This window comes from Dolomitihabitans soli, from assembly GCF_022213955.1.
Taxonomy (GTDB): Bacteria; Actinomycetota; Actinomycetes; order Streptosporangiales; family Streptosporangiaceae; genus Streptosporangium_A; species Streptosporangium_A soli.
On record NZ_JAKNTW010000033.1, the window covers coordinates 32,424 to 52,550 of the forward strand.

Consider the following 20,127-nt stretch of genomic DNA (forward strand, 5'->3'; position numbering starts at 1 on the left):
GTTGCGAGTGAAACGGGGCGGCTACCGGCTCTACCTCCTGCCGAGCGCGGTGCTCTTCACCGCCGTGATCGCGGTGCCGTTCCTGATGAACCTGGGAACCAGTTTCACCAAGTGGACGGGTGTCGGGACGCCGGAGTGGACCGGCCTCACCAACTACACCCGGCTGTTCGCCGACGCGAACTTCTGGGCGTCCTTCAGGAACAACGTGCTGCTGATCGTCGCGATGGCGATCGTGCCGACGCTCCTCGGCCTGGTGCTCGCCGCCGCGCTGTTCGACTACATCGGCAAGAAGTTCGGCGGGCGCACGGCCAGCGTGCTGCGCGCCGCCTACTACCTGCCGCAGGTCCTGCCCGTGGCGGTGGCGGGCGTCGTGTGGGGCTGGATGCTGCATCCCTCGTACGGCGCGCTGAACCAGATCCTGGACGCCGTCGGGCTCGGGTCGCTCGGGCAGAACTGGCTCGGCGACTCGGACTTCGCGCTGGCGACCGTGATGGCGATCATGGTGTGGTTCCAGCTCGGCTACCCGGTCGTCATCTTCATGGCCGGGCTGCAACGGGTCGATCCGGCGCTGTACGAGGCCGCGGAGATCGACGGGGCCTCGTGGTGGCGGCGGTTCCGGCACATCACGATCCCGCAGGTCCGCCAGGAGATCTTCGTCGTCCTGCTGACCTGCACGATCGCCGCGCTGAAGGTCTTCGGCCCGATCTTCGTGCTGACCAGGGGCGGGCCGGGCAAGGCGACCATCGTCCCGTCGTACTTCAGCTACACCAACTTCTTCGAGAAGGCCAACGTGGGGTACGGCTCGGCCATCGCCACCGTGCTCGCGCTGATCATCGTCGTGGTGACCGCCTTCTTCCTGCGCTTCCAGGACAGGGACTCATGAGATCCATCCCGGTGCGGCCGGGCAGGTGGGCGGTGCTGGCGGCGCTCGTCGTGCTGGCCGTGGTGATGCTGGCGCCGTTCGTCATCGTCACGATGAACGCGGTGAAGTCGCCGGCCGACTACGCCGCGGGCGGGCCGCTGTCGCTGCCGTCGGAGTTGTACCTCCAGGGCATCGTGGACTTCTGGCAGCGCGTCGACTTCGGCCGGAAGCTGCTCAACAGCCTGATGATCAGTGGTGCGGTGGCGATCCTCGCCGTGGTGCTGTCGGTGCTGAACGCCTACGCGCTGGGGATCGGCCGGGTGCGCGGGCGGCTGTGGATCCTGGTGGGCTTCCTGCTGGCCAACACGCTGCCGCAGGAGGCGCTGGCCTACCCGCTGTACTACCTGTCCAAGGAGGTGGGCCTCTACGACACGCAACTCGCGGTGATCATCATCTTCACCGCGATCCAGGCCGCCTTCGGCACCTACCTGCTCTCCTCGGTGCTCGGCCAGTTCCCGAGGGCGATCCTGGAGGCCGCGGAGATCGACGGCGCGAGCCGGTGGCGGATCCTGTGGCGGATCGTGGTGCCGATCAGCCGCCCCACCCTGGCGGTGCTGATGATCTTCTTCTTCATCTGGACCTGGAACGAGTTCTTCCTCCCGCTGATCTTCCTGATCGGCAACGACAACCAGACCGTGCCGGTAGCGCTGGGCGTGCTCCAGGGCGAGCGGATGATGGACGCCACCATGTCCAGCGCCTCCGCGCTGCTCGGCATCATCCCCGCGGTCGCGTTCTTCCTGATCTTCCAGCGCACTCTCACCCGGGGCGTGACCGTGGGTGCGATCAAGTAACACGCGCTTCGACTCCCCTGACTTGGAGGCGCAATGTCCCTTCGGCGACCCCTATGGCCGGCCGTCCTCTCTCTCGTGTCCCTGGTGGCTGCACTGGCCGCGGTGCCCGCGCAGGCGGCGGCCGAATTCCCGTTCCGCGACCCCGGCCTGCCGCTCGCGCAGCGGATCGACGACCTGCTCGGGCGGCTGACGCTCGACGAGAAGATCTCGCTGCTGCACCAGTACCAGCCGCCGATCGAGCGGCTGGGGATCGGTCTGTTCAAGACCGGAACGGAGGCTCTGCACGGCGTCGGCTGGTCGACTGACTACGACAATTCCGGAAATGTCGTGACGGCTAACGGGACGGTGTTCCCGCAGGCGGTCGGCCTGGCCAGCACCTGGAACCCCGGGCTCATCAAGCGGGTCGGCTCGGCCGTCGGCGACGAGGCCAGAGGATACAACTCGACCAATCCCAGGGTCTGGGGCCTGAACCTGTGGGCTCCCGTGGTCAACCTGCTGCGCGACCCCCGCTGGGGCCGCAACGAGGAGGGCTACTCCGAGGACCCGCACCTGACCGGCGCGATCTCCACCGCGTACGGCAAGGGCATGATGGGCGACGATCCCGACCACCTCAAGTCGGCCCCGGTGCTCAAGCACTACCTCGCGAACAACAACGAGATCCGCCGCGACACCAGCTCCGCCAACCTGCGGCCCAGGGTGCTGCACGAGTACGACGAGGCCGCGTTCAAACCGGCGATCACCGCCGACGCCGCCACCGGCGTGATGACGGCCTACAACCTGGTCAACGGGCGGCCGATGACGGCGCACGCCGATCTCGACGACGTCGTGCGGACCTGGACCGGCAAGACGCTGATGAACGTCACCGACGCCACCGCGCCGAACAACCTCGTCGGCTCCCAGGCGTACTATCCGGACCTTGCCGAGGCCGACGCCGCCACCCTGAAGGCCGGGAACGACAGCTTCACCACCGACAACACCGACGCGGCCCCCACCACCACCGCGATCAAGACCGCGCTGGCCAGGGGCCTGCTCGCCGAATCCGACGTGGACACCGCCGTCGAGCACATCCTGAGCGTCAGGTTCCGGCTCGGCGAGTTCGATCCGGGCGGCGGGCCGTACGGGAAGATCACCAAGGACGTGATCGACAGCCCGGCGCACCGGCGGCTGGCCAGGGAGACCGCCGCCGAGGCGATGGTGCTGCTCAAGAACGCGGGCGGGGCCCTGCCGCTGGACGCCGCCAAGGCGAAGAAGGTCGCGGTCATCGGCCCGCTGGCGGACACCGTCTACACCGACTGGTACTCCGGCGGCCTGCCGTACAAGGTCACTCCGCGGGAGGGGATCAAGGCGCGGCTCGGTCACGGTGCGAGTGTCACCGGCACCGAGGGCGTGGACAGGATCGCGCTCAAGGACGTGGCCAGCGGGAAGTACGTCACGGCGGGCACGGGCGGGGGCGGGCCGTTGAAGGTGAGCGCGTCCACGGCGGGCGCGACCGAGCAGTTCGACGTCTTCGACTGGGGTCAGGGCGTGCTGACCCTGCGCAGCGTGGCCAACGGCAGGTTCGTCGGCTACAACTGGTCGGCCTTCGCGAACGACCAGGTCCAGCCCAACGGCTGGTTCGTCATGCAGCAGTTCAAGCTGGAACGGCAGGACGACGGCAGCTACGCCGCCCGCTACGTCGGCTATGAGAAGGCGTTCGACTGGGCGGGCCCGAACCACTACCTGACCGTCGGCGCCGACGGCGCCCTCGCCCTCGGCTCGCCCACCGCCGCCGGGGCCGCCCGCTTCACCAAGGAGGTCGTCAGCGGCGGCGCCGAGACCGCCGCCAAGGCCGCGACCGGCGCCGACGCCGCGATCGTGGTGGTCGGCAGCATGCCGTTCATCAACGGCCGCGAGGACCACGACCGCACGAGCACGGCGCTGGCCGAGGGCCAGTCCGAACTGATCAAGGCGGTCCGGCGGGCCAACCCCAACACCGTCGTGGTCGTGCAGAACAGCTACCCGACCACGCTCACCTGGGAGCAGGGAGCCGTCCCGGCGCTCCTGTGGAGCACCCACGCGGGCGCCGAGACCGGAAACGCGCTGGCCGACGTCCTGTTCGGCGACCGCGACCCCGGCGGCCGGCTCACCCAGACCTGGTACCGGTCGGACGCCGAACTCCCCGACATCCTCGACTACGACATCGTCAAGACCGGCCGCACCTACCTCTACTACAAGGGCGACCCCCTCTACGCCTTCGGCCACGGCCTCTCGTACACCACCTTCAGGTACGGCCGGCTGAGCCTCAGCTCTCCGAGGATCGGCGAGGACGGCACGGTCACGGCGAGCGTCGAGGTCACCAACACCGGCAGGCGGTCCGGCAGCGAGGTGGTCCAGCTCTACGGCCGCCAGCGCACCTCACGCGACCAGCTGCCGCTCAAGCAACTCCGCGCGTTCGAGAAGGTCACCCTGAAACCGGGCGAGTCCCGCACCGTACGGCTGGCGGTCAAGGCCGCCGACCTCGCCCACTGGGACGTCACCCGGGGCCGCTGGGTGGTCGAGTCCGCCACCCACGACCTGATGGCCGGCGCCTCGGCCGCGGACATCAGGCAGCGGGCCACCGTCGCGGTCGACGGTGACCGGATCCCCGCCCGCGACCTCGGGAAGGACACCCGTGCCGTCGACTTCGACGACTACGCGGGCATCGACCTGGTGGACGAGTCGAAGGCGCGCGGCGACGCGGTCGGGGCGGGCGCGGGGGACTGGGTCGAGTTCGCCGACGCCCGGCTCGACGCGGGCGTCTTCACCGCGAAGGTCTCCCGCGCGGCCGCGGGCGAGGCCACGGTCCAGATCCGGCTCGGCGACCCGGTGAAGGGACGGCTGCTCGGCACGGCCAAGGTCGCCTCGACCGGCGACAAGTACACCTACACCACCACGACCGCCGCCCTGAGCGGGGCGCGCGGCCGGCACGACGTCTACCTGGTCTTCACCGGAGACCTGCGGATCTCGTCCTTCTCCCTGAGGTGAGCGCCGCTGCCCGCCCCCGGTGGCTTGACCGGACCGGGGGCGGGTAGGGCTTCGCGGAGAACGCCGGTGACTTGGGGGAGATCATGGCGCGCTGTGAGGTCTGCGGAAACGACTACGACTTGAGCTTCGAGGTGCACGCGCAGGGGGCGACGCACACGTTCGACTCCTTCGAGTGCGCGATCCAGCGGATGGCGCCCGTCTGCGAGCACTGTGGATGCCGGATCATCGGCCACGGAGTGGAGGCCGGCCGCCGCTGGTTCTGCTGCGCGCACTGCGCCCGCCAGGAGGGCGCGGAGGCGATCGTGGACCGGGTGGGCGCCGAGGTCTGAGCCCGCCCGGCGGCAGGCCGGTTCACTTCGGGGTGAACCAGACCACGACCTCGTCCAGTTCCGCCTTCGGGCCGTCGACGAGGGTGCGGACGACCTTGCCGCGCAGGTCGATCAGCACGATCCTGGACACCTTGCCGTCGGGCACGGTGGCCATCATGTGCTTCCCGTCGAGCCAGCCGTGGACGAGGGTGCCCTTCGGGGGGCGGAACGCGGTCTTCGGTGCGCCCGTGTCTCCATCCCATAAACAGAAATATCCGGCTTTGTCGGGGCATTTCGTTACGATCACGTCGCCGAGCGACGTGGCCGCCATGCCGTTGCCCACCAGTTCGCCCACCGAGCGGAGCGTGCGCACCACCCGGCCGTCGAGGTCGTACACCCGGACCGCCCCCTCCGGCGCCTGCCGTACCAGCTTCGTGCCGGTCGAGTCCCACAGGTAGGCGTGATCGGTCTTGTCGGATGATGCGACCGTGACGACCCTCGCCGACCTCGCCGCGGCGTCGACGATCACGAAACCGGTGGTCCGCCGGGCGCCCTCAGGGCCGGCGAAGACGGACAGCAGCAGGAACCGCCCGTCAGACGTCCAGCGGGGCTGGAAGGTCGAGGCGGGCTTGTCGACGGTGCGGATCTGGAGGTCCTCGCCGGTGGTGCGATCGACCAGCCTGACCGTCTCGAAGTCGGTGCGGGTGAGCCTGGTGGCCGCCAGCGCGGCGACGTACGCGCCGCCGGGAGAGACGACCGGCTCCTGGAAGGTGCCGAAGAAGGCGAAGGCGCGCGAGGCCGGATCGCGGACGTAGGAAGGCACGCCCAGGCCCTCCGGCCGGGAGTCCCGGTAGGAGGTGACCCAGGTGGGGTCGGCTTCGGTCTCGTGCAGCGTGATGCGGGTGTCCGGCAGGGTCAGCTCGGAATCGGCGGAGAGCGGCATCGGCCCTGACCGGGGGGTGGGCGGCACCCGCGCCGGGGTGGTGGCGCCGGTGGCGCCGGGGCGCTCAACCGTTTCCTGGTTCGCCGCGCGCACCGCCCAGAACCCGCCGGCGGCCAGCAGCGCGACGACCGCGACCACCGTCGTCCCCACCAGCAGCGGGCGGCGGCGTTCGGGCGGCGCGGGCGGGGCGGCCGACTGCTGCCCCTCCTCCAGCAGCCGTTGCGGAGGCACCGGATGGCCGAGCAGGGTCAGCAGGGCCCGGGTCGCGGTCGGTCGGGCGGCGGGGTCCTTGGCCAGGCAGCTCATCACCAGCTCGCGCAGGCCGCCGTCGAGATCGCCGAGCGCGGGCTCGCCGTACACGATCTTGTTGATCAGGGCGGGCAGCTCGCCCGAGCCGAAGGGGGGCCGGCCGGTGGCGGTGCAGACCACGGTCGCGGCCCACGCGAAGAGGTCGGCGGGCGGCCCGGCCCGCTCCCCGGAGAACTGCTCGGGCGCCATGTACGCGGGGGTGCCGACCAGCACGTCGCTGGTCTGCTCGGTCACCTCCAGGGCCTGCGAGATGCCGAAGTCGATCACCCGTGGGCCGTCCCTGCTCAGCAGCACGTTGCCCGGCTTGAAGTCGCGGTGCACCACGCCCGCCTGGTGGATGGCGGCCAGCGCGGTCAGCGTGCCGATGGCCACCCTGCGCAGCTCCGCCCCGTCGAGCGACCCCCGATCGATGATCGCCTGCGCCAGCGAGGGCCCGTCCACGTACTCACTGACGATGTACGGCAGGCCGCCCGCCTCGCCGGTGGCCAGCACCTGCGCCGTGCAGAACGCCTTGACCCGGCGGGCCAGCTCGATCTCCTTGCCGAACCTGGCCAGCGATCCCGGGCCGTCGTCGAGGGCGGGACGCACCAGCTTGACCGCCACCGGCGTGCCGTCCGGCGACTCGCCGAGGTAGACCACGCCCTGGCCGCCCTCGCCGAGCCGGCCCACGATGCGGTGACCGCCGACCACGGCGGGGTCGCCGCTCAGCAGGGGCCGGGCGGGCATCAGCGTGCCACGGGGGCGAACTGGACGAAGGCCCGCTCCGCCGTGACGTCCGCCAGCACCCGGACGAACTTTCCGACCAGGTCGATGATCACAACTTCCTCCTTGCCCTTCTTCTTGGCCGCCCGCTGCAACAGGATGTGGTTCTCGTTGAAGAAGCCCAGCACCTGGGCGTCGCCCTTGACGCGCACGGTGGCCTTGCGGTCGCCGGTGCGGGCGTCCCACACGCAGAGGTCCCCGCCCTCGGGGCACACGGTCAAGAACTGGGTGCCGGAGGGCGTGTACCAGTCGCGGGCGCGCGGCGTGCCGACCCAGTGCAGGGTCCGGGTGACCTTTCCCCCGAGGTCGTAGAACTCGATCCCGTTGCGCTCGCCGTCCCAGTAGCCCCGGGCGATGGTGCCGTCGGGGGTGAAGGTGAAGGCCATGGAGGCGTCGTCGTTGTACTCCGTCTCGACGTGGACGGCCTTCCTGGTCCGCAGGTCGACGACCACGAAACCGACGACCCTTCGCGGCTTCTTGTCGTCGATGACCGACAGCAGCAGCCTCGTGCTGTCCCTGGACCAGACGGGAGTCAGGTTGGACAACGGCTTCTTGACCGTCGTGACGGTGAACTTCTCCCCGGTCCGCAGGTTCTGGAACTTGATCTGGTCCAGGTCGGACTCCTGGAACTTGAGCCAGGGGTTCAGCGCCACCCAGGCGCCGTCGGGGGACACGGACGGTTCCTCGCCGGTGCCCACCCGGGTGAACTCGCCGGACGCGTTCCTGACATGGGTCCCGAAGTCTGGCTCGCTCTTCACGTAGCCCATCAGCCGGGTCTGGTCCTTGGGATGTTCGTGCAGGGTGAGCCCGATATCGGACAGCTCGGTGTCCTTCGTGGCCTTCTTCTCCACCGGTTCCAGCGGGGCGACCGTCGTCAACGAGGAGATCTTCGGATCGGCGGTGATGATGGCCGGGTTGGGGGAGGGGGTGACCGGGCCGGCCGCGACGGGGATGGGACGGTCGCCCGTCAGCGCGTAGACGCCGGCCCCCGAAACGAGCGCGCCCACCAGGAAGGCGGCCACGAGGCCCAGCAGCAGTCCGCCCCGCCGCGGCCGGGCGGCGGACTCCGGCTTCGTGCTGCCCGGGGTCGGGCCGACGATTCCGGACAGGAAGGACGTCTGGCCCACCAGGCGCAGCAGCACCTCGCTCGCGGCAGGCCGCTCGGCCGGGTCCTTGGCCAGGCACATCGCGATCAGTTCCCGCAACTCGCCGAGGTCGGGCAGGTCGGGCTCGTCGTTGACGATGCGGTTGACCGTGCCCGTCATCGACCCGCCCTCGAACGGCGAGCGGCCCGAGGCGGCGAACGCCATCGTCGCGGCCCACGAGAACACGTCGCCGGGCGCGGCGGCGGGGGTGCCGTCCAGCCGCTCCGGCGCGGTGAAGGCCGGGATCTCGACCTTGCGGGTCGCGGTGGTGGACGTCGCCTGCATCGCGCCGGCGACCCCGACGTTGATCACCCGTGGCCCGTCCGGGCCGAGGACCACGTTGCCCGGCCGGAGATCCCCGTGCACGACGCCCGCCTGATGGATGGCCACCAGCGCCGTCATCGTGCCCACCGCCAGCCGGTGCAGCGCCACGTCGCGCAGCGTGCCCCCGGCCTCCTCCAGGTCGGGGCCGTCGATGTACTCGCTGACGACGTAGGGACGATCGTCGAGGGCGCCGGTCGCCAGGACGCGGGCGGTACTGAACGCGGTGATGCCCTGCAGCGGTTCCACCGCCCGGACGAGCCGCGCGACGTCCATGCCGGGATGCAGCAGCTTGACGACCACGGTCGCGCCGTCGCCCGCGCGGCCGACGAACGCGCTCTCGCCGAGCCGGCCGGTCAGGGCGTAGCCGCCGACTTCGGCGGGATCATCCGGACGTAAACCCGTGATCTCCGGCATGTCAAAGCCTCCTGAGGAGTTTCAACCCGTAGATCACTCATTATCGTCATCCGGCGAGTCGAATTGGAGGCTTTGCGGGCTCGTAATGGCCACGTAATCGCGTGCCGGACGGGCCTTGCGCGCCGCGTGCGCCGACCGGCTCAGCCGCACTCGAAGTCGAGGAGCACCTCGGGCTCGACGATGCCCGCGAACGCCGCCGTCAGCACCTCGCGGTGGTCGAGGTCGACCTGATGGGCCGACTGCTCGAAGGTGGTGATGGCCTGTGCCGTGTCCTCCGCTTCGATGGCGTAGATCATCAGCGGGCCGTCCGAGGTGTGGAGCAGATGCACGTGCTCGTGCCGTACCCCCTCCTGCAGGAGAGTCGTCAGAAACTCATCGCGGCGGGGACCGGAGACGGTGCCGAACCACTCTCTCAGCCGGTCCGCCTGATCCGGTTTCACCTTGCTGACCATCACGCGAAGCATCGGGAACCTTTCTTGTCGTCGATCCGGTCGATCCGGTCGAGCCAGGAGAAGAACCGGGGGAACACCCGTCTCGCGGCGTAGTCGGTGAGCATGCCGTGGCCCTCGTCCTCGATCCCGACCCACTCGGAGCCGGGCGGCAGGTCGCCGAGGTGGGCGTGGACCGCCTCGGCGGGGATGCGGGGGTCCTTCTCGCCGTGCGCCACGAAATGCGGCACCTGGGCGAAGGCGACCTCGGGCGCGAACCGATCGGACGCCACCCGCAGGAAGGCCCGGACCTGGTCGTGGTCGGATCCGTCCAGGTCGGACGAGCGCAGAAAGCCGCAGATCACGAACACGCCGCGCACCTCGGGGGCGATCCTGGCGGTCCGGGCCGCCAGGTAGCCGCCGTAGCTGACCCCGCCGACCACCACCGGCCCGGTCCCCAGCTGCCGCAGCACGCTACGCACGTCCTCGGCGTCGTGCACGCCGTACCGTTCGGGGGCGGGGGGACGGAGCGCCGGGTCGAGCACGCCGCTCCCGCGCAGGTTCGGCTGGACGACCCGCCAGCCGGCCAGCGCCAGGGACTCGGCCAGAGGTGACCAGGTCGCCAGGTTCGCGCCGTTCGGGCCGCCGTGGAGCAGCAGCACGGTGCCGCGAGGGTCGCCGTGCGGGTCGCGCACGATGCAGGGGAGCGGGCAGTTCGGCCCCGCCAGCACGGTCGCGCGGGGCGGCGGGGGCGCGTCGCCGGCGGGCGGATCCGGCAGCAGCCGTACCCGCCGTCCCGCGCGGAGGTCCGCGACGGGCACGAGGTGCAGGCGGCGTGGCTGCTCGCCGGAGGTCCAGCTCAGTCCGGCGAGCTCGCCCTCGGCCCGGACGTCGCCCACGACCACCCCGGCGGTCTCGACCAGCCGGCGTCGCGCCCCGGAACGCACGTCCCAGGCGTACGGCGTGCGGCCCGGCCACGACTCCACCACCAGGACGAGTTCGTCTTCCGACAACCACGGCCCGATCGACGTCACCGGGCCGTCCCAGTGGGTGGTTCCGCCGCCGTCCGCGCAGACGACGCGGCGCGCGGAACCCTGGGTGAGCAGGATCGCGACCCGGTCGTCCCGGAACGAGTTCGGCGCGACGGCTTGGACGGCGGCGCGCGGCGACAGCGCGACCCCGCTGAGGGAGGGATGTGTCAGCGCCCGCTCATGAGGTGTGGCGCGCGAAACGATCTGAGCAGGTCCGATGCCTTCCGCCGGTGCGGTGAGCGGGATCTCGCGGCTCCGGGCCCGCTCACCGGCGAGGTCGTCGAACACCTCGGAGACCAGGTGCTCTCCCGACCAGTCAGGCCGGCAGTGCCACTGTGTTCCCGCGGTGATCCGGGTCCATCGATCACCGGTGAACGCGGCGAGCTGGCGGCCCGACCAGGCGTCCGTGCTCACCACCGGACCGGCGGGGGTGAGCGCGAACGCCGGCTGCGTCCCGTCGAGCTGGGCCCGCCTGAAGGGGTCGGGCAGACCGGCGGTGATCTGCCGCGGCCGGTCCGGCAGCGAAGCGATCTGTGGCATGGTCTCTCCTTGATCGCGGCGCGGGGCTAGGCCGGCGCGTACCGCTTGGCCCGCAGCACGACCGGCACGACCCGATCGCCGATGTGCAGGCTCACCTGGTCGCCCGGCTTGTGGCTCTCCACCCAGAAGTCCAGGTCGTCCAGGCTGTCGAAGAGGAAGTCGTCGGCGGCGCGGATGATGTCCCCCGCGCGCACCCCGGCGAGATCCGCGGGCGCTCCGAGGGCCACGTCCTGCACCAGCATGCCCTGGCCGCGGACCGCTCCGATGGGGATCACGCCGAGCTCGGTCGCGTGCATGGTGTGGTAGCTCTTCGGGGTGCCGTCCAGGTAGTCGGCGAGCAGGTCCAGGAAGTGGTCCCAGTGGTGACGGAAGCCGTCGTGTTCGAACCTGCCGGGGCCGTCGGCGGGGAAGCCGTCCTGCTGCAGGGTCAGCCGGGTGTGCCCGTCGCCGTGGTCGGACAGCTCGAAGACCATCCGGATGTCGGCCTCCAGGGCGACCAGGCCGACCACCAGCTCCAGCCGCTCGTACCGCTCCAGGACGTCGATCCGCCCGGAGAAGACGACCGGCTTGCGGGCGCCGGCGTCGTACATCCAGCAGAAGGCGGCTCCGGGCCGCTCCGGCATGATGGCGCCCACCACGCCCAGCCAGTGCTCGGCCGCGTCGGTGTCGAACAAGGTCTGCCAGACCTTCTCCCTGGAATACCGCAGAACACGTTCGTAACTGTTGCTCAACATCGCTTACTCCTTGGTGTCGGTTTCGGTCTGACTCTGGTCGAGCAGTTGGTTGACCCGGGCGCGGGTGATCGTGAAGGCGGCCAGTACGGCGAGCAGCAACAGGATCAGACCGGCGACCACGAAGGAGGCGCGCAGCCCGGCGGTCGACGCCAGGACGCCGCCGAGCAGTGCGCCGAACGGCATGCCGCCGTAGGTGACGAGCCGGTGGACGCCGCTGACCCGGCCCAGCAGGTGATCGGGGGTGCCCGCCTGCCTCAGCGACATCTGGTTGACGTTCCAGACCGCGGCGGCGAATCCGGCCAGGATCTCGCCGGCGCCGGCGATCCACACGTTCGGCGCGACGGCGGTGATCAGGCAGGCGAGACCGGCTCCGGTCAACGCCAGTTTCAGGCTGAGCGCGCTGCCGAACCACCGGTTGAACCGGCCGACCTGCGCGGCTCCGTAGAGCGCGCCGAACGAGCCCACCGCGAGCAGCAGGCTGAAGCCGATCGCGCCCTGGCCCAGCTCCTGCTGCGCGAACAGGACGAAGATCGCGCTCTGCGCCAGGCACGCCACGTTGAACAGGCCCGCGATGCCGGTGATCGCCCGCAACATCGGTTGCCGCCACAGCCAGGCCACGCCCTCGGTGAGGGAGCTCCGCATGCTGGTCCCGCCGTACACGTTCCGGGACACGTGGTAGTCGCCGCGCATCCTGCGGATCAGGAACGCGCTGAGCACGAAGGACAGCGCGTCGGCCACGAACGGCAACGGCCGGAACGCGCTGAACAGCAGGCCGCCCAGCGGAGGCCCGACGAAGGACTCGGTGGTGGTTCGCGTGCCCACGAGCCAGGAGTTGGCCTTCTGGATCTGCTCGGGGTGGGTGGAGACCACCTTGGGGAGCACGGCTGAGCTGGCGCTGTCGAACATGGTGTCGGCGATGGCGAGCAGGAAGCCCACCACCATCAGTAGCAGGATGCTCGCCCAGCCCATCAGGACGGCCGCCGCCAGAGCCATCGTGAGACCCGCCCTGACCAGGTCGGACACCCACATGGCGCGCTTACGGTCCCACCGGTCGGCCATCACCCCCGCGGGCAGGGCGAACACCAGCCAGGGCACCCGGCTGGCGAGGACCACCCCGGCGACCACCATGGGGTCGCTGGACAGCGAGGCGGCCAGCAACGGAAGGGCCGCGGAGGAGATCCCGCTGCCGAGGAACGACACCCCCGACGCGCCCCAGAGGGCGGGAAAGTCCGGTGCGAAGGACCCGAAGAACGAGCGACGGGGGGGCCCGGGAGGATCCGGCGCCACGCGACTCTCGGTGACGTTCGTCATCACATCCTCCCTTCGGCCGGCGCGGCTGGAGATCCGGCGGATGCCCGGCTCGGCGAGTGCCGGTCGCCGAGCTCGCGCCGGGGAGGGCAGGACCGGTCCGGGACGGGCGACGTGCCCATGCTCCGGAACTTGAGCTGTCGGTGCGTGTACGGCATGTTCGTCCTTCCGGGATCAATGGGTTGCCGGGTCGAGATCGCGGCACAGGAGCCGGGCGCGGGCCGCGTCGTCCGGCCGGCCCAGCTGTTCCGCGCACACCGCCGCCGCGTTGGCCGCCATCGCCCCGCGCAGCGTGCCGGAACCGGCGGCCTGCCAGAAGACGCCGTGTGCCGCCTCCCAGTCGTCTCGGGCCGCCAGGTAGTGCCCGATCGCGTAGAGCGGTTCCGGGTCGACCGGATCCAGCGTCAGCAGTTGCTCCACGGCGTCGGCTGGTGCGCTCGCCTTACCTGTGAGGGTGTCCAGCTTGAGGTGGGCCTCGAGCACGAGCCCACGGTTCTCCCGCTGGTAGTGGGTCCGCACCGGGTCGTCGACGAGCCCCGCCAGGGCGTCGTCGTGCCGCAGGGCCTCCCGCATGTGGCCGACCACCGTCTCGTGATCGCCTCCGGACAGCTCGTGCAACGCGGCCGCGCGGTGATGGCGGCTGCGCACGAGGTGCGCCAGCCACGCCGGCTCCGCGTGCAGGTCGTCCGCGGCCTTGCCCGCCACGCCGAGCCACCGGCCCGCGGCCGTCGGATCGCGGGTGTCGCGGGACTTGGCGGAGACGAGCTGCAGCGCCGCGAGGGTGCGCAGCGCCGGCCGTACGGCGTGCTCGGCCAGCCAGGCGAAGATCTTGGCGGGCACCGGCGACTTCCGGTTGAGCTGGAAGGCGGCCCGGCCCGCTTCGTAGGCCAGGTGCTGGCGCAGCGGATCGCCGCTGGGGAACAGGGTGGGCAGGAGGCCGACGACGTGACGGTGGAAGCCGAGCTGCGTCAGCAGCATGACGACCACGATCCTGTCGGGGACCGGGAGCTCCTGCCAGTGGTCGAGGAACCGCACGAGTGCCCGCCACCGCGGGGTGCGCAGGTGCTCCGGCAGCTGCTCGGGCCGGCCGCACTGGTGTTCATGGGCCCTGGCCTGGGCGACGACCTGGTAGCGGGAGCTGGTCACCGAGACGGTGCTGAACCAGCTCGGCGCCTCCAGCTCGTCCTCACCCGTCAACATGCGGGCGAGGTGGACGGCGTGCAGGGAGCGCAGCGGAGCGGGGTCCGCGTCGGACAGATCGATCCACGCCGACCAGCGGCGGGCGAGCTCGGCCACGTCGAGCGTCTCCACCTCGGGAAACCGCAGTTCCCCGAACGACTGGGACTCGTCGCGACGGTAGGCGAATGTGAGCACGGGGAACTCCTAGGCGAGGGGGCAGGGCAGGCCGGCGGGTGGGGTGAGCGGCTCGACGACCTCATAGCCATGGCAGACGACGCGGTGCACCACGTACTCGCCGATCGTGGGCAACGCCACGTCCACCGGCTGGCGGCCGAACAACTCCTCCGCCGCGTCCACGAGGGTCATCAGGTCGGCTGACGTGCTTCTGGCGGTGCCGCTGCCGACGGTACGGGCGGCGACGAACCGCAGGTGGGCCTCGCTGGCGGCCACGGCGGCCAGTCCTTTGGCGTGGTCCAGACTCGGGGCCGACCCCTGAGGGCGTGCCGAGCCGAGCGCGAGCCGGGCCGCGGTGGCCTCGAACACCGCGTGCCGTACGGCCTCGGCGGTGTCGCCACGGGCCGCCGCGCCGCAGGTGAGCACGGTGCCGTCGAGGCGGTGCAGGAACGCCACGACCACGTCGGGACGAACGCCTGCCACGCGTAGGGTGCGCAACGCGACGTGGCGCTCGCGCAGCGAGTCGAGGAACGCGGGCGGCAGTGTCGCGGTGTGCAGATGATCAAGGTCCTCGAACAGGATGTCGCCGGTGCGCCACCCGCTCACCAGCACGTGCCGCTCGATCACCTCCCGCAGGGCCGTCTCCTGTGCCTGCCGGTGGCCGAGCCCGGCGGCGCTGCCGGCCGAGGTCTGCACGCACCACCGGACCTCACCCTGCGGCGGGTCCCAGCCGAGGAAGACCGCCTGCGCCGGCACCGCGATCTCGGCGCCGTCGCGCAGGCCGTGCCCGAGCACCCAGCTCGTCGGGGGAGAGCCCGCCCCCAGCCAGGCGGCGGGCTCGATCCGGGGGCGGTCTCCGGGGTCCGCCAGTACGGGCAGCACCCCGGCGGCGGACACGTGGCTCATCCGCTCCACGTACTCGCCGGTCGCGCGTAGTGCCGCACGCCCGGCATCGGCGTCGCAGGCACCGCCGCTCGTTCCGTCGTCGCCGGTCACCCAGGCGACATGGACGGAACCGTTGATCAGTGGGCGCACCGTGGGGCGCGGCATGCTCGTCGCCTGCGAAGGGCTGTTCTGTCCCATGTTCTTCACCTCGATTCCGGCTGTGATTTCGGTTGTGATTTCTGCTGTTCGGACGATTGGCGTGGGGGCGTTGGCTGGGCGACCCGCCCCCACGACGTCAGCGGCTCCGCTCCTCCCGGTCGCAGGGCGATGAGCGATCCACGTCGTGTGCCGGGCCTAGTAGGACTTGGTCCCGAGCACGTCGAACTCCTGCGCCTCTTCGTCGACCTGACCGAGGTCCCAGATGTTGGAATCCATGTATTTTCACCTCCCCTTTCGGTTTGCCTTGATTTGCTTTTGTGGTGCTTTCCTTGCATTTCCAACTTTGCGGCCTGGGGAGGGCTGAAACCAGGATTTCGGACGTCAGCAAGCTGCCTGCGGTTGCCGTTTCCTGCCACGCCCACGCCGGGCGGCGGCGACGCATCTCAGGTAGGTGCTCCCTGTAGGGGACGCGGATGCGCGTCGCAGGGGATCCGGTGCCGGGTGCCGGGGGCACGGGTGACGTGCGTGTCATCCTCCCGCACGGGCCCGACAGCCTGTTGTGTCCACGCGAGGGCACCGGGTGTCGAGGCGGCCGGTACTGCCTGCCGTACGGGCATCTGGGAGAGGGGGAGACGCGGTACGGGAGGCGGGGCCGCGGACACTGACGGCGCGGCGTACCGACGGGTCGAAGGGAGGGCAGGGGCGCGGATGGCCACGGCAGGATGGGGTGGCGCGATGCCTGGTGTAATCGGAAATCGCTATGCCGTACCCCGATGCGAAAAGCCTGCGAAAGGGGTACGGCGCGGCGAAACGGTCAGCCCTTCACGGCGCCGATGACGACTCCCTTGGTGAAGTGCTTCTGCACGAAGGGATAGATGAACAACACCGGGACCAACGCGATGACGACGATCGCCATCTGGATCGCCAGGCTCGGCGGCAGCGCCTGCCCGACCGTGGTGACGCCGCCCTGACCGGCGTAGATGGACTGGCCCTGGAGGACGTACTGGCGCAGCACGAGTTGCAGCGGCCACTTGGCGTTGTCGTTGATGTAGAGGACCGCGTTGAAGAAGGCGTTCCAGTAGCCGACGGCGTAGAAGAGCCCGATGACGGCGATGACGCCCTTGGACATCGGCAGCACGATCCGCCACATGATGGTGTACTCGGTGGCCCCGTCGATCCGTGCGCTGTCGGTCACCTCCTGCGGGATGTTCATGAAGAACGCCCGCATGACCACCAGGTTGAAGGCCCACACGGCGGTCGGCAGGATCAGCGACCAGTAGCTGTCCACCAGGCCGAGCGAGCTGACCACCAGATAACTCGGGATCATGCCGGGCACGAACAGGAAGGTCAGCAGGATCATGAACAGGATCGGCCGGTGCAGCACCGACCCGGTCCGGGACAGCCCGTAGGCCGCCAGTACGGTCACCACCAGGCTGAGCGCGGTGCCCACGGCGGTGACGCCCAGGCTGACCAGCACCGCCCGGGTCACCACGCCACCGGAGAAGAGTTCCCGGTAGGCGGCCAGGGACAGCCCGCCGGGCCGGGTGACCAGGCCACCCGCCTCGGTCACGGCCTCCTGCGTGGAGAAGCTGGTCAGCACCACCATGTAGATCGGAAACAGGACGCTGACCACGATGAGCGTCAGGAGCACGCCTTTGGCGGTACGGCCCGCGGGGCTCGGCCGCTCCATCCAGGCCGGTGAAGTCGTCATCGAAACTCCTTGAGCGTGGATGCCCCTGCCTCCAGGCGGGGGAGGAGTCATCCTCGTCGACGGGCGGTTGGCGGTGGAGCAGGAATCCGCACGGGCGACCGTGGAATCTCCCTGTTCACGAAGGGGAGGAATTCAAGATTTCTTGTAGATGCCCTGCTCGCCGAATCGATGGGCGACCTTGTTGGCTATCACGATCAGAATGAGGCCGACGATGCCCTTGACCAGGCCGGCCGCCGCGCCGTAGCTCCACTCGCCGGTGAGCAGCGTCCGCCAGTAGACGAAGGTGTCGAGCACCTCCGCGGCGTCCCTGCCGACCGCGTCGCGTTGCAGGAAGAACTGCTCGAAGCCGACGTTGAGCGCGTCGCCGAGGCGGAGGATCAGCAACAGGATGATCACCGGGCGCAGGCCGGGCAGCGTGATGTGCAGCATCCGCTGCCACCGGGTCGCGCCGTCGACCGCCGCCGCCTCGTACAGGTGCGGGTTGATCGCGGCCAGGGCGGCCAGGAAGATGATCGTTCCCCAGCCGGCGTCCTTCCAGATGGTCTCGGCGGTGACCAGCAGGATGAACGTGTCGGGGTTCGTCATGAGGTCGACGCCCTGGAAACCGTTGTCGCGCAGCACCTGGGACAGCAGCCCGGCGCCGCCGAACATCTGCTGGAACAGCGTGACGACCAGCACCCAGGAGAAGAAGTGCGGCATGTAGACGATGCTCTGCACGACCAGCCGCACCCGGCGGTTCATGATGCTGTCCAGCAGGATCGCCAGCATGATCGGGATCGGGAAGTAGAAGATGAGCTGGAAGACCATGATGGTCAGCGTGTTGATGGTCGCGTCCCAGAAGCTGGCGTCGAGCATCAGCCACTGGAAGTTCGAGAACCCGACCCACGGGCTGTCCGCGATGCCGACGTAGGGCGAGTAGTCCTGGAAGGCGATGACGCTGCCGAGGATCGGCACGTAGTAGAAGATCACCAGCAGGGCGATGGCCGGCAGGGTCATCATCAGCAGCGGCCAGTCGCGTCTCAGCCTGGCCCGCAGCGGCGACCGATTCTTCCGACCAGCGTTCTTCCGACTTGCGCGAACGGGTCGCTTGGGGACATCGTTTGTAGTGCCGGTCCCGGCGGGTGAGGTCAGGTCACCCGCCGGGCCGGTCTTCGAGCGACTGCTAGGCACGGCCGTTTTCCTGGAGAACCTTCAGGAAGAAGTCGCGTCCCTCGTTGCCGCCGTCGCGCTGCCACTCCGCGACGATGTCCTTGGCGTCGCTGACGGGACGGCGACCACGCATGATGTCGGTGAACTTGTCCTCGGTGGGGACCTGCAGGCCCGACAGCTTGGCGGGCCGCTGGACCCGGATGCCCGAGGTCGGCTGCGTCTGGATGTACTTGAAGCTGTCGTTCTGCCACTGGGCGCAGGCTGTGACCGCGTCCGGGTAGGCCACCCAGTCGGTCACCAGCGGCCGGCCGCCGAGGAAGATGTACGACTCGGCGGCCTCCTTCAGGCCGAGCTCGGTCCTGTCGGGCGCGCCGTTCTCGTCCCGGGTGAAGTGCTTGCCCTCCACGCCGTAGATGTAGAGCTCGTACTCCTTGGTGCCGAACGGCGCGGCGGTGAAGTTGAGGATCGAGAGGATCTCCTCGACCTTCGCCTTGGGCGTCCCCTTCTTGATGAAGGTGAAGATCCCCGCGGCGTTGTTGTGGTAAGTGATCGGGGTGCCGCCGTCGTGCGCGAACAGTGGCATCACGCCGATGTTGAAGTCGGGGTTCTTCGGGCGCTGCTGGTCCAGCAAGGGCTTCCAGCCGCCGATGCCGTCGCGGAAGACGGTGGTCTGGCCCGCGGCGAACAGGTCCTTCTCATTGGCGCCCTTGCTGCTCACCACGTTGGGGTGGATCAGCTCCTCTTCGAAGAGCTTGCGCATGAACTCCAGCATCAGCACGTATTCGGGCGTCTCGTACTTGTGGACGAGCTTGCCGCCCTCCAGCCGCCACTCCTGCGGGATGTTGAAGATGGGCCAGGCCATCTCGTGGATGTCGCCGAACGCCCAGCGCTTCGCCTTGGCGTCGGTGATCGTCTTGCCCAGTTGGTAGAGCTCCTCGGCGTTCTTCGGGAGCGGCCAGCCGTTCTCGTCGAACAGGTCCTTGCGGTAGAGCAAGCTCAAGGGGTACGGCTCCGTCGGGAAGGGGACGGCCATGAGCTTGCCGTTCCACACCGACCACTGCCAGGCGGGGGTGGGCAGGTTGGCCAGCAGCGGCCACGACTTGACCTTGTCGCCCTGCAGATAGGGGGTGAGGTCCTCGAAGGCCTTGTCGACGGCGACGTTGAAGTCGGCCATCTTCTCGATCTCCCATTGCGGGATGACCATGATGTCGGGCAGGTCGCCCGAGGCCATCCGGGCGATGGCCTTGTCGGCGTAGGTGGTGCCGTCGGCGATCTGGAACTCGACGGTCGCGCCGATCTCGGCGTTGACGGCCTGGAAGAAGGAGTTCTCGTCCAGGGCGGGCGGGATGGGGGCCCACAGCGGGGTCATCGCCTTGTAGGAGCCGCCCTTGCCGAGCTTCTGCGGGATGGCCTGCGTCAACGTCGCCGGATATTTCGTGAAACCGCCGCCGTAACCCGGCACGCCGGGGAGCTTGGACACCGTGCCAGGGATGTCGGGCTTCGCCCCTTCGAAGGGGATGTAGGTCGGGGTGAGAGAGGTCAGCTTGTCACCGGCCGCCGCGGTCGCGCCGCCGGAGCCGGGGCGCGGGCCGCTCGGAGTGGAGCAGGCGGACAACAGCCCGCCGGCCGCGGTGAGGCCGACCAGACCGAGGAATCCGCGCCGGCTGGTGGTCGCGCCATCGAGGGGAAGTGTCACGGCGCGCTCCCTTCGTTCATTCGATCAGACAGGGGGTGTTAGCGGAGGAGGGCTCCGGGGTAGAGTTAGTTCGTCTTTCGACCAAACAAATTAGTCGAGGGTGACCGTCGCCACAAGGGATCGCCCACCGCGACTCAACAAGGGCGGGGTCACAGATTGGTGAAGGGACCGCCGGAATGACCCTCGGCCGCGTGATGCGGCATGATGGGCCC

The 20,127-nt window shown here is 69.8% G+C and carries 15 protein-coding genes; 4 read left to right on the forward strand and 11 right to left on the reverse strand.

Going from position 1 to position 20,127, the window contains the following annotated elements; translation table 11 throughout:
* Nucleotides 1-7: 7 nt before the first annotated feature.
* The 4 genes from MBA17_RS40360 (at nucleotide 8) to MBA17_RS40375 (ending at nucleotide 5,045) form a co-directional block, all read left to right on the forward strand.
* Entirely contained in the window at nucleotides 8-883 is an 876-nt protein-coding gene (locus MBA17_RS40360) for a carbohydrate ABC transporter permease (protein WP_238503062.1), read from the forward strand.
* Nucleotides 880-1,713 (forward strand): carbohydrate ABC transporter permease, encoded by an 834-nt coding sequence (locus tag MBA17_RS40365; RefSeq protein ID WP_238503063.1) that lies wholly within the window; start codon nucleotides 880-882, stop codon nucleotides 1,711-1,713. Before MBA17_RS40360 ends, MBA17_RS40365 begins: the two co-directional genes overlap by 4 nt.
* A 75-nt stretch (nucleotides 1,714-1,788) precedes the next feature.
* On the forward strand, nucleotides 1,789-4,716 hold the full coding sequence (locus tag MBA17_RS40370) for a glycoside hydrolase family 3 protein (RefSeq protein ID WP_238503065.1): 2,928 nt from the start codon (nucleotides 1,789-1,791) through the stop codon (nucleotides 4,714-4,716).
* An 83-nt stretch (nucleotides 4,717-4,799) separates the two neighbouring features.
* Nucleotides 4,800-5,045: a hypothetical protein gene (locus MBA17_RS40375; RefSeq protein WP_238503067.1), complete on the forward strand. Its 246-nt coding sequence runs from the start codon at nucleotides 4,800-4,802 to the stop codon at nucleotides 5,043-5,045.
* A gap of 22 nt (nucleotides 5,046-5,067) precedes the next feature.
* Here the strand turns inward: MBA17_RS40375 and MBA17_RS40380 are convergent, their stop codons facing one another.
* The 11 genes from MBA17_RS40380 to MBA17_RS40430 all read right to left on the reverse strand — a co-directional run bounded on the left by MBA17_RS40380 (nucleotide 5,068) and on the right by MBA17_RS40430 (nucleotide 19,915).
* The gene (locus tag MBA17_RS40380; protein WP_238503069.1) at nucleotides 5,068-7,002 is read right to left on the reverse strand and encodes a protein kinase domain-containing protein; all 1,935 of its coding nucleotides are present in this window, start codon (nucleotides 7,000-7,002) and stop codon (nucleotides 5,068-5,070) included.
* The gene (locus tag MBA17_RS40385) at nucleotides 7,002-8,921 is read right to left on the reverse strand and encodes a protein kinase domain-containing protein (protein WP_238503071.1); all 1,920 of its coding nucleotides are present in this window, start codon (nucleotides 8,919-8,921) and stop codon (nucleotides 7,002-7,004) included. The genes MBA17_RS40380 and MBA17_RS40385 overlap by 1 nt, the downstream gene beginning before the upstream one ends.
* Nucleotides 8,922-9,061: 140 nt before the next feature.
* A complete protein-coding gene (locus MBA17_RS40390; protein ID WP_238503073.1) occupies nucleotides 9,062-9,373 on the reverse strand; it encodes a DUF6176 family protein in 312 nt (103 codons plus the stop codon).
* Nucleotides 9,373-10,920 (reverse strand): alpha/beta hydrolase, encoded by a 1,548-nt coding sequence (locus tag MBA17_RS40395; protein WP_238503075.1) that lies wholly within the window; start codon nucleotides 10,918-10,920, stop codon nucleotides 9,373-9,375. The genes MBA17_RS40390 and MBA17_RS40395 overlap by 1 nt, the downstream gene beginning before the upstream one ends.
* Before the next feature lie 26 nt (nucleotides 10,921-10,946).
* A complete protein-coding gene (locus MBA17_RS40400) occupies nucleotides 10,947-11,654 on the reverse strand; it encodes an SRPBCC family protein (RefSeq protein ID WP_238503077.1) in 708 nt (235 codons plus the stop codon).
* 3 nt (nucleotides 11,655-11,657) lie between these two features.
* Nucleotides 11,658-12,965, reverse strand: coding sequence for an MFS transporter (locus MBA17_RS40405; RefSeq protein WP_238503079.1), 1,308 nt, complete (start codon nucleotides 12,963-12,965; stop codon nucleotides 11,658-11,660).
* Nucleotides 12,966-13,136: 171 nt separating this feature from the next.
* A complete protein-coding gene (locus MBA17_RS40410; RefSeq protein WP_238503081.1) occupies nucleotides 13,137-14,336 on the reverse strand; it encodes a hypothetical protein in 1,200 nt (399 codons plus the stop codon).
* 9 nt (nucleotides 14,337-14,345) lie between these two features.
* A complete protein-coding gene (locus tag MBA17_RS40415; RefSeq protein WP_238503082.1) occupies nucleotides 14,346-15,398 on the reverse strand; it encodes a YcaO-like family protein in 1,053 nt (350 codons plus the stop codon).
* Between the two features lie 775 nt (nucleotides 15,399-16,173).
* The gene (locus tag MBA17_RS40420) at nucleotides 16,174-17,070 is read right to left on the reverse strand and encodes a carbohydrate ABC transporter permease (RefSeq protein WP_238503083.1); all 897 of its coding nucleotides are present in this window, start codon (nucleotides 17,068-17,070) and stop codon (nucleotides 16,174-16,176) included.
* A 132-nt stretch (nucleotides 17,071-17,202) separates the two neighbouring features.
* Nucleotides 17,203-18,201 (reverse strand): ABC transporter permease, encoded by a 999-nt coding sequence (locus tag MBA17_RS40425; protein ID WP_274386729.1) that lies wholly within the window; start codon nucleotides 18,199-18,201, stop codon nucleotides 17,203-17,205.
* A gap of 31 nt (nucleotides 18,202-18,232) precedes the next feature.
* Nucleotides 18,233-19,915 (reverse strand): extracellular solute-binding protein, encoded by a 1,683-nt coding sequence (locus MBA17_RS40430; protein ID WP_238503085.1) that lies wholly within the window; start codon nucleotides 19,913-19,915, stop codon nucleotides 18,233-18,235.
* Between the last annotated feature and the right edge of the window lie 212 nt (nucleotides 19,916-20,127).

Bases quoted from the DNA above. Each gene is read 5' to 3' on its own strand.
- MBA17_RS40365 (WP_238503063.1), top strand. From the start codon at position 880: ATGAGATCCATCCCGGTGCGGCCGGGCAGGTGGGCGGTGCTGGCGGCG.
- MBA17_RS40375 (WP_238503067.1), top strand. From the start codon at position 4,800: ATGGCGCGCTGTGAGGTCTGCGGAAACGACTACGACTTGAGCTTCGAG.
- MBA17_RS40380 (WP_238503069.1), bottom strand. From the start codon at position 7,002: ATGCCCGCCCGGCCCCTGCTGAGCGGCGACCCCGCCGTGGTCGGCGGT.
- MBA17_RS40385 (WP_238503071.1), bottom strand. From the start codon at position 8,921: ATGCCGGAGATCACGGGTTTACGTCCGGATGATCCCGCCGAAGTCGGC.
- MBA17_RS40390 (WP_238503073.1), bottom strand. From the start codon at position 9,373: ATGGTCAGCAAGGTGAAACCGGATCAGGCGGACCGGCTGAGAGAGTGG.
- MBA17_RS40395 (WP_238503075.1), bottom strand. From the start codon at position 10,920: ATGCCACAGATCGCTTCGCTGCCGGACCGGCCGCGGCAGATCACCGCC.
- MBA17_RS40400 (WP_238503077.1), bottom strand. From the start codon at position 11,654: ATGTTGAGCAACAGTTACGAACGTGTTCTGCGGTATTCCAGGGAGAAG.
- MBA17_RS40405 (WP_238503079.1), bottom strand. From the start codon at position 12,965: ATGACGAACGTCACCGAGAGTCGCGTGGCGCCGGATCCTCCCGGGCCC.
- MBA17_RS40415 (WP_238503082.1), bottom strand. From the start codon at position 15,398: ATGGGACAGAACAGCCCTTCGCAGGCGACGAGCATGCCGCGCCCCACG.
- MBA17_RS40420 (WP_238503083.1), bottom strand. From the start codon at position 17,070: ATGACGACTTCACCGGCCTGGATGGAGCGGCCGAGCCCCGCGGGCCGT.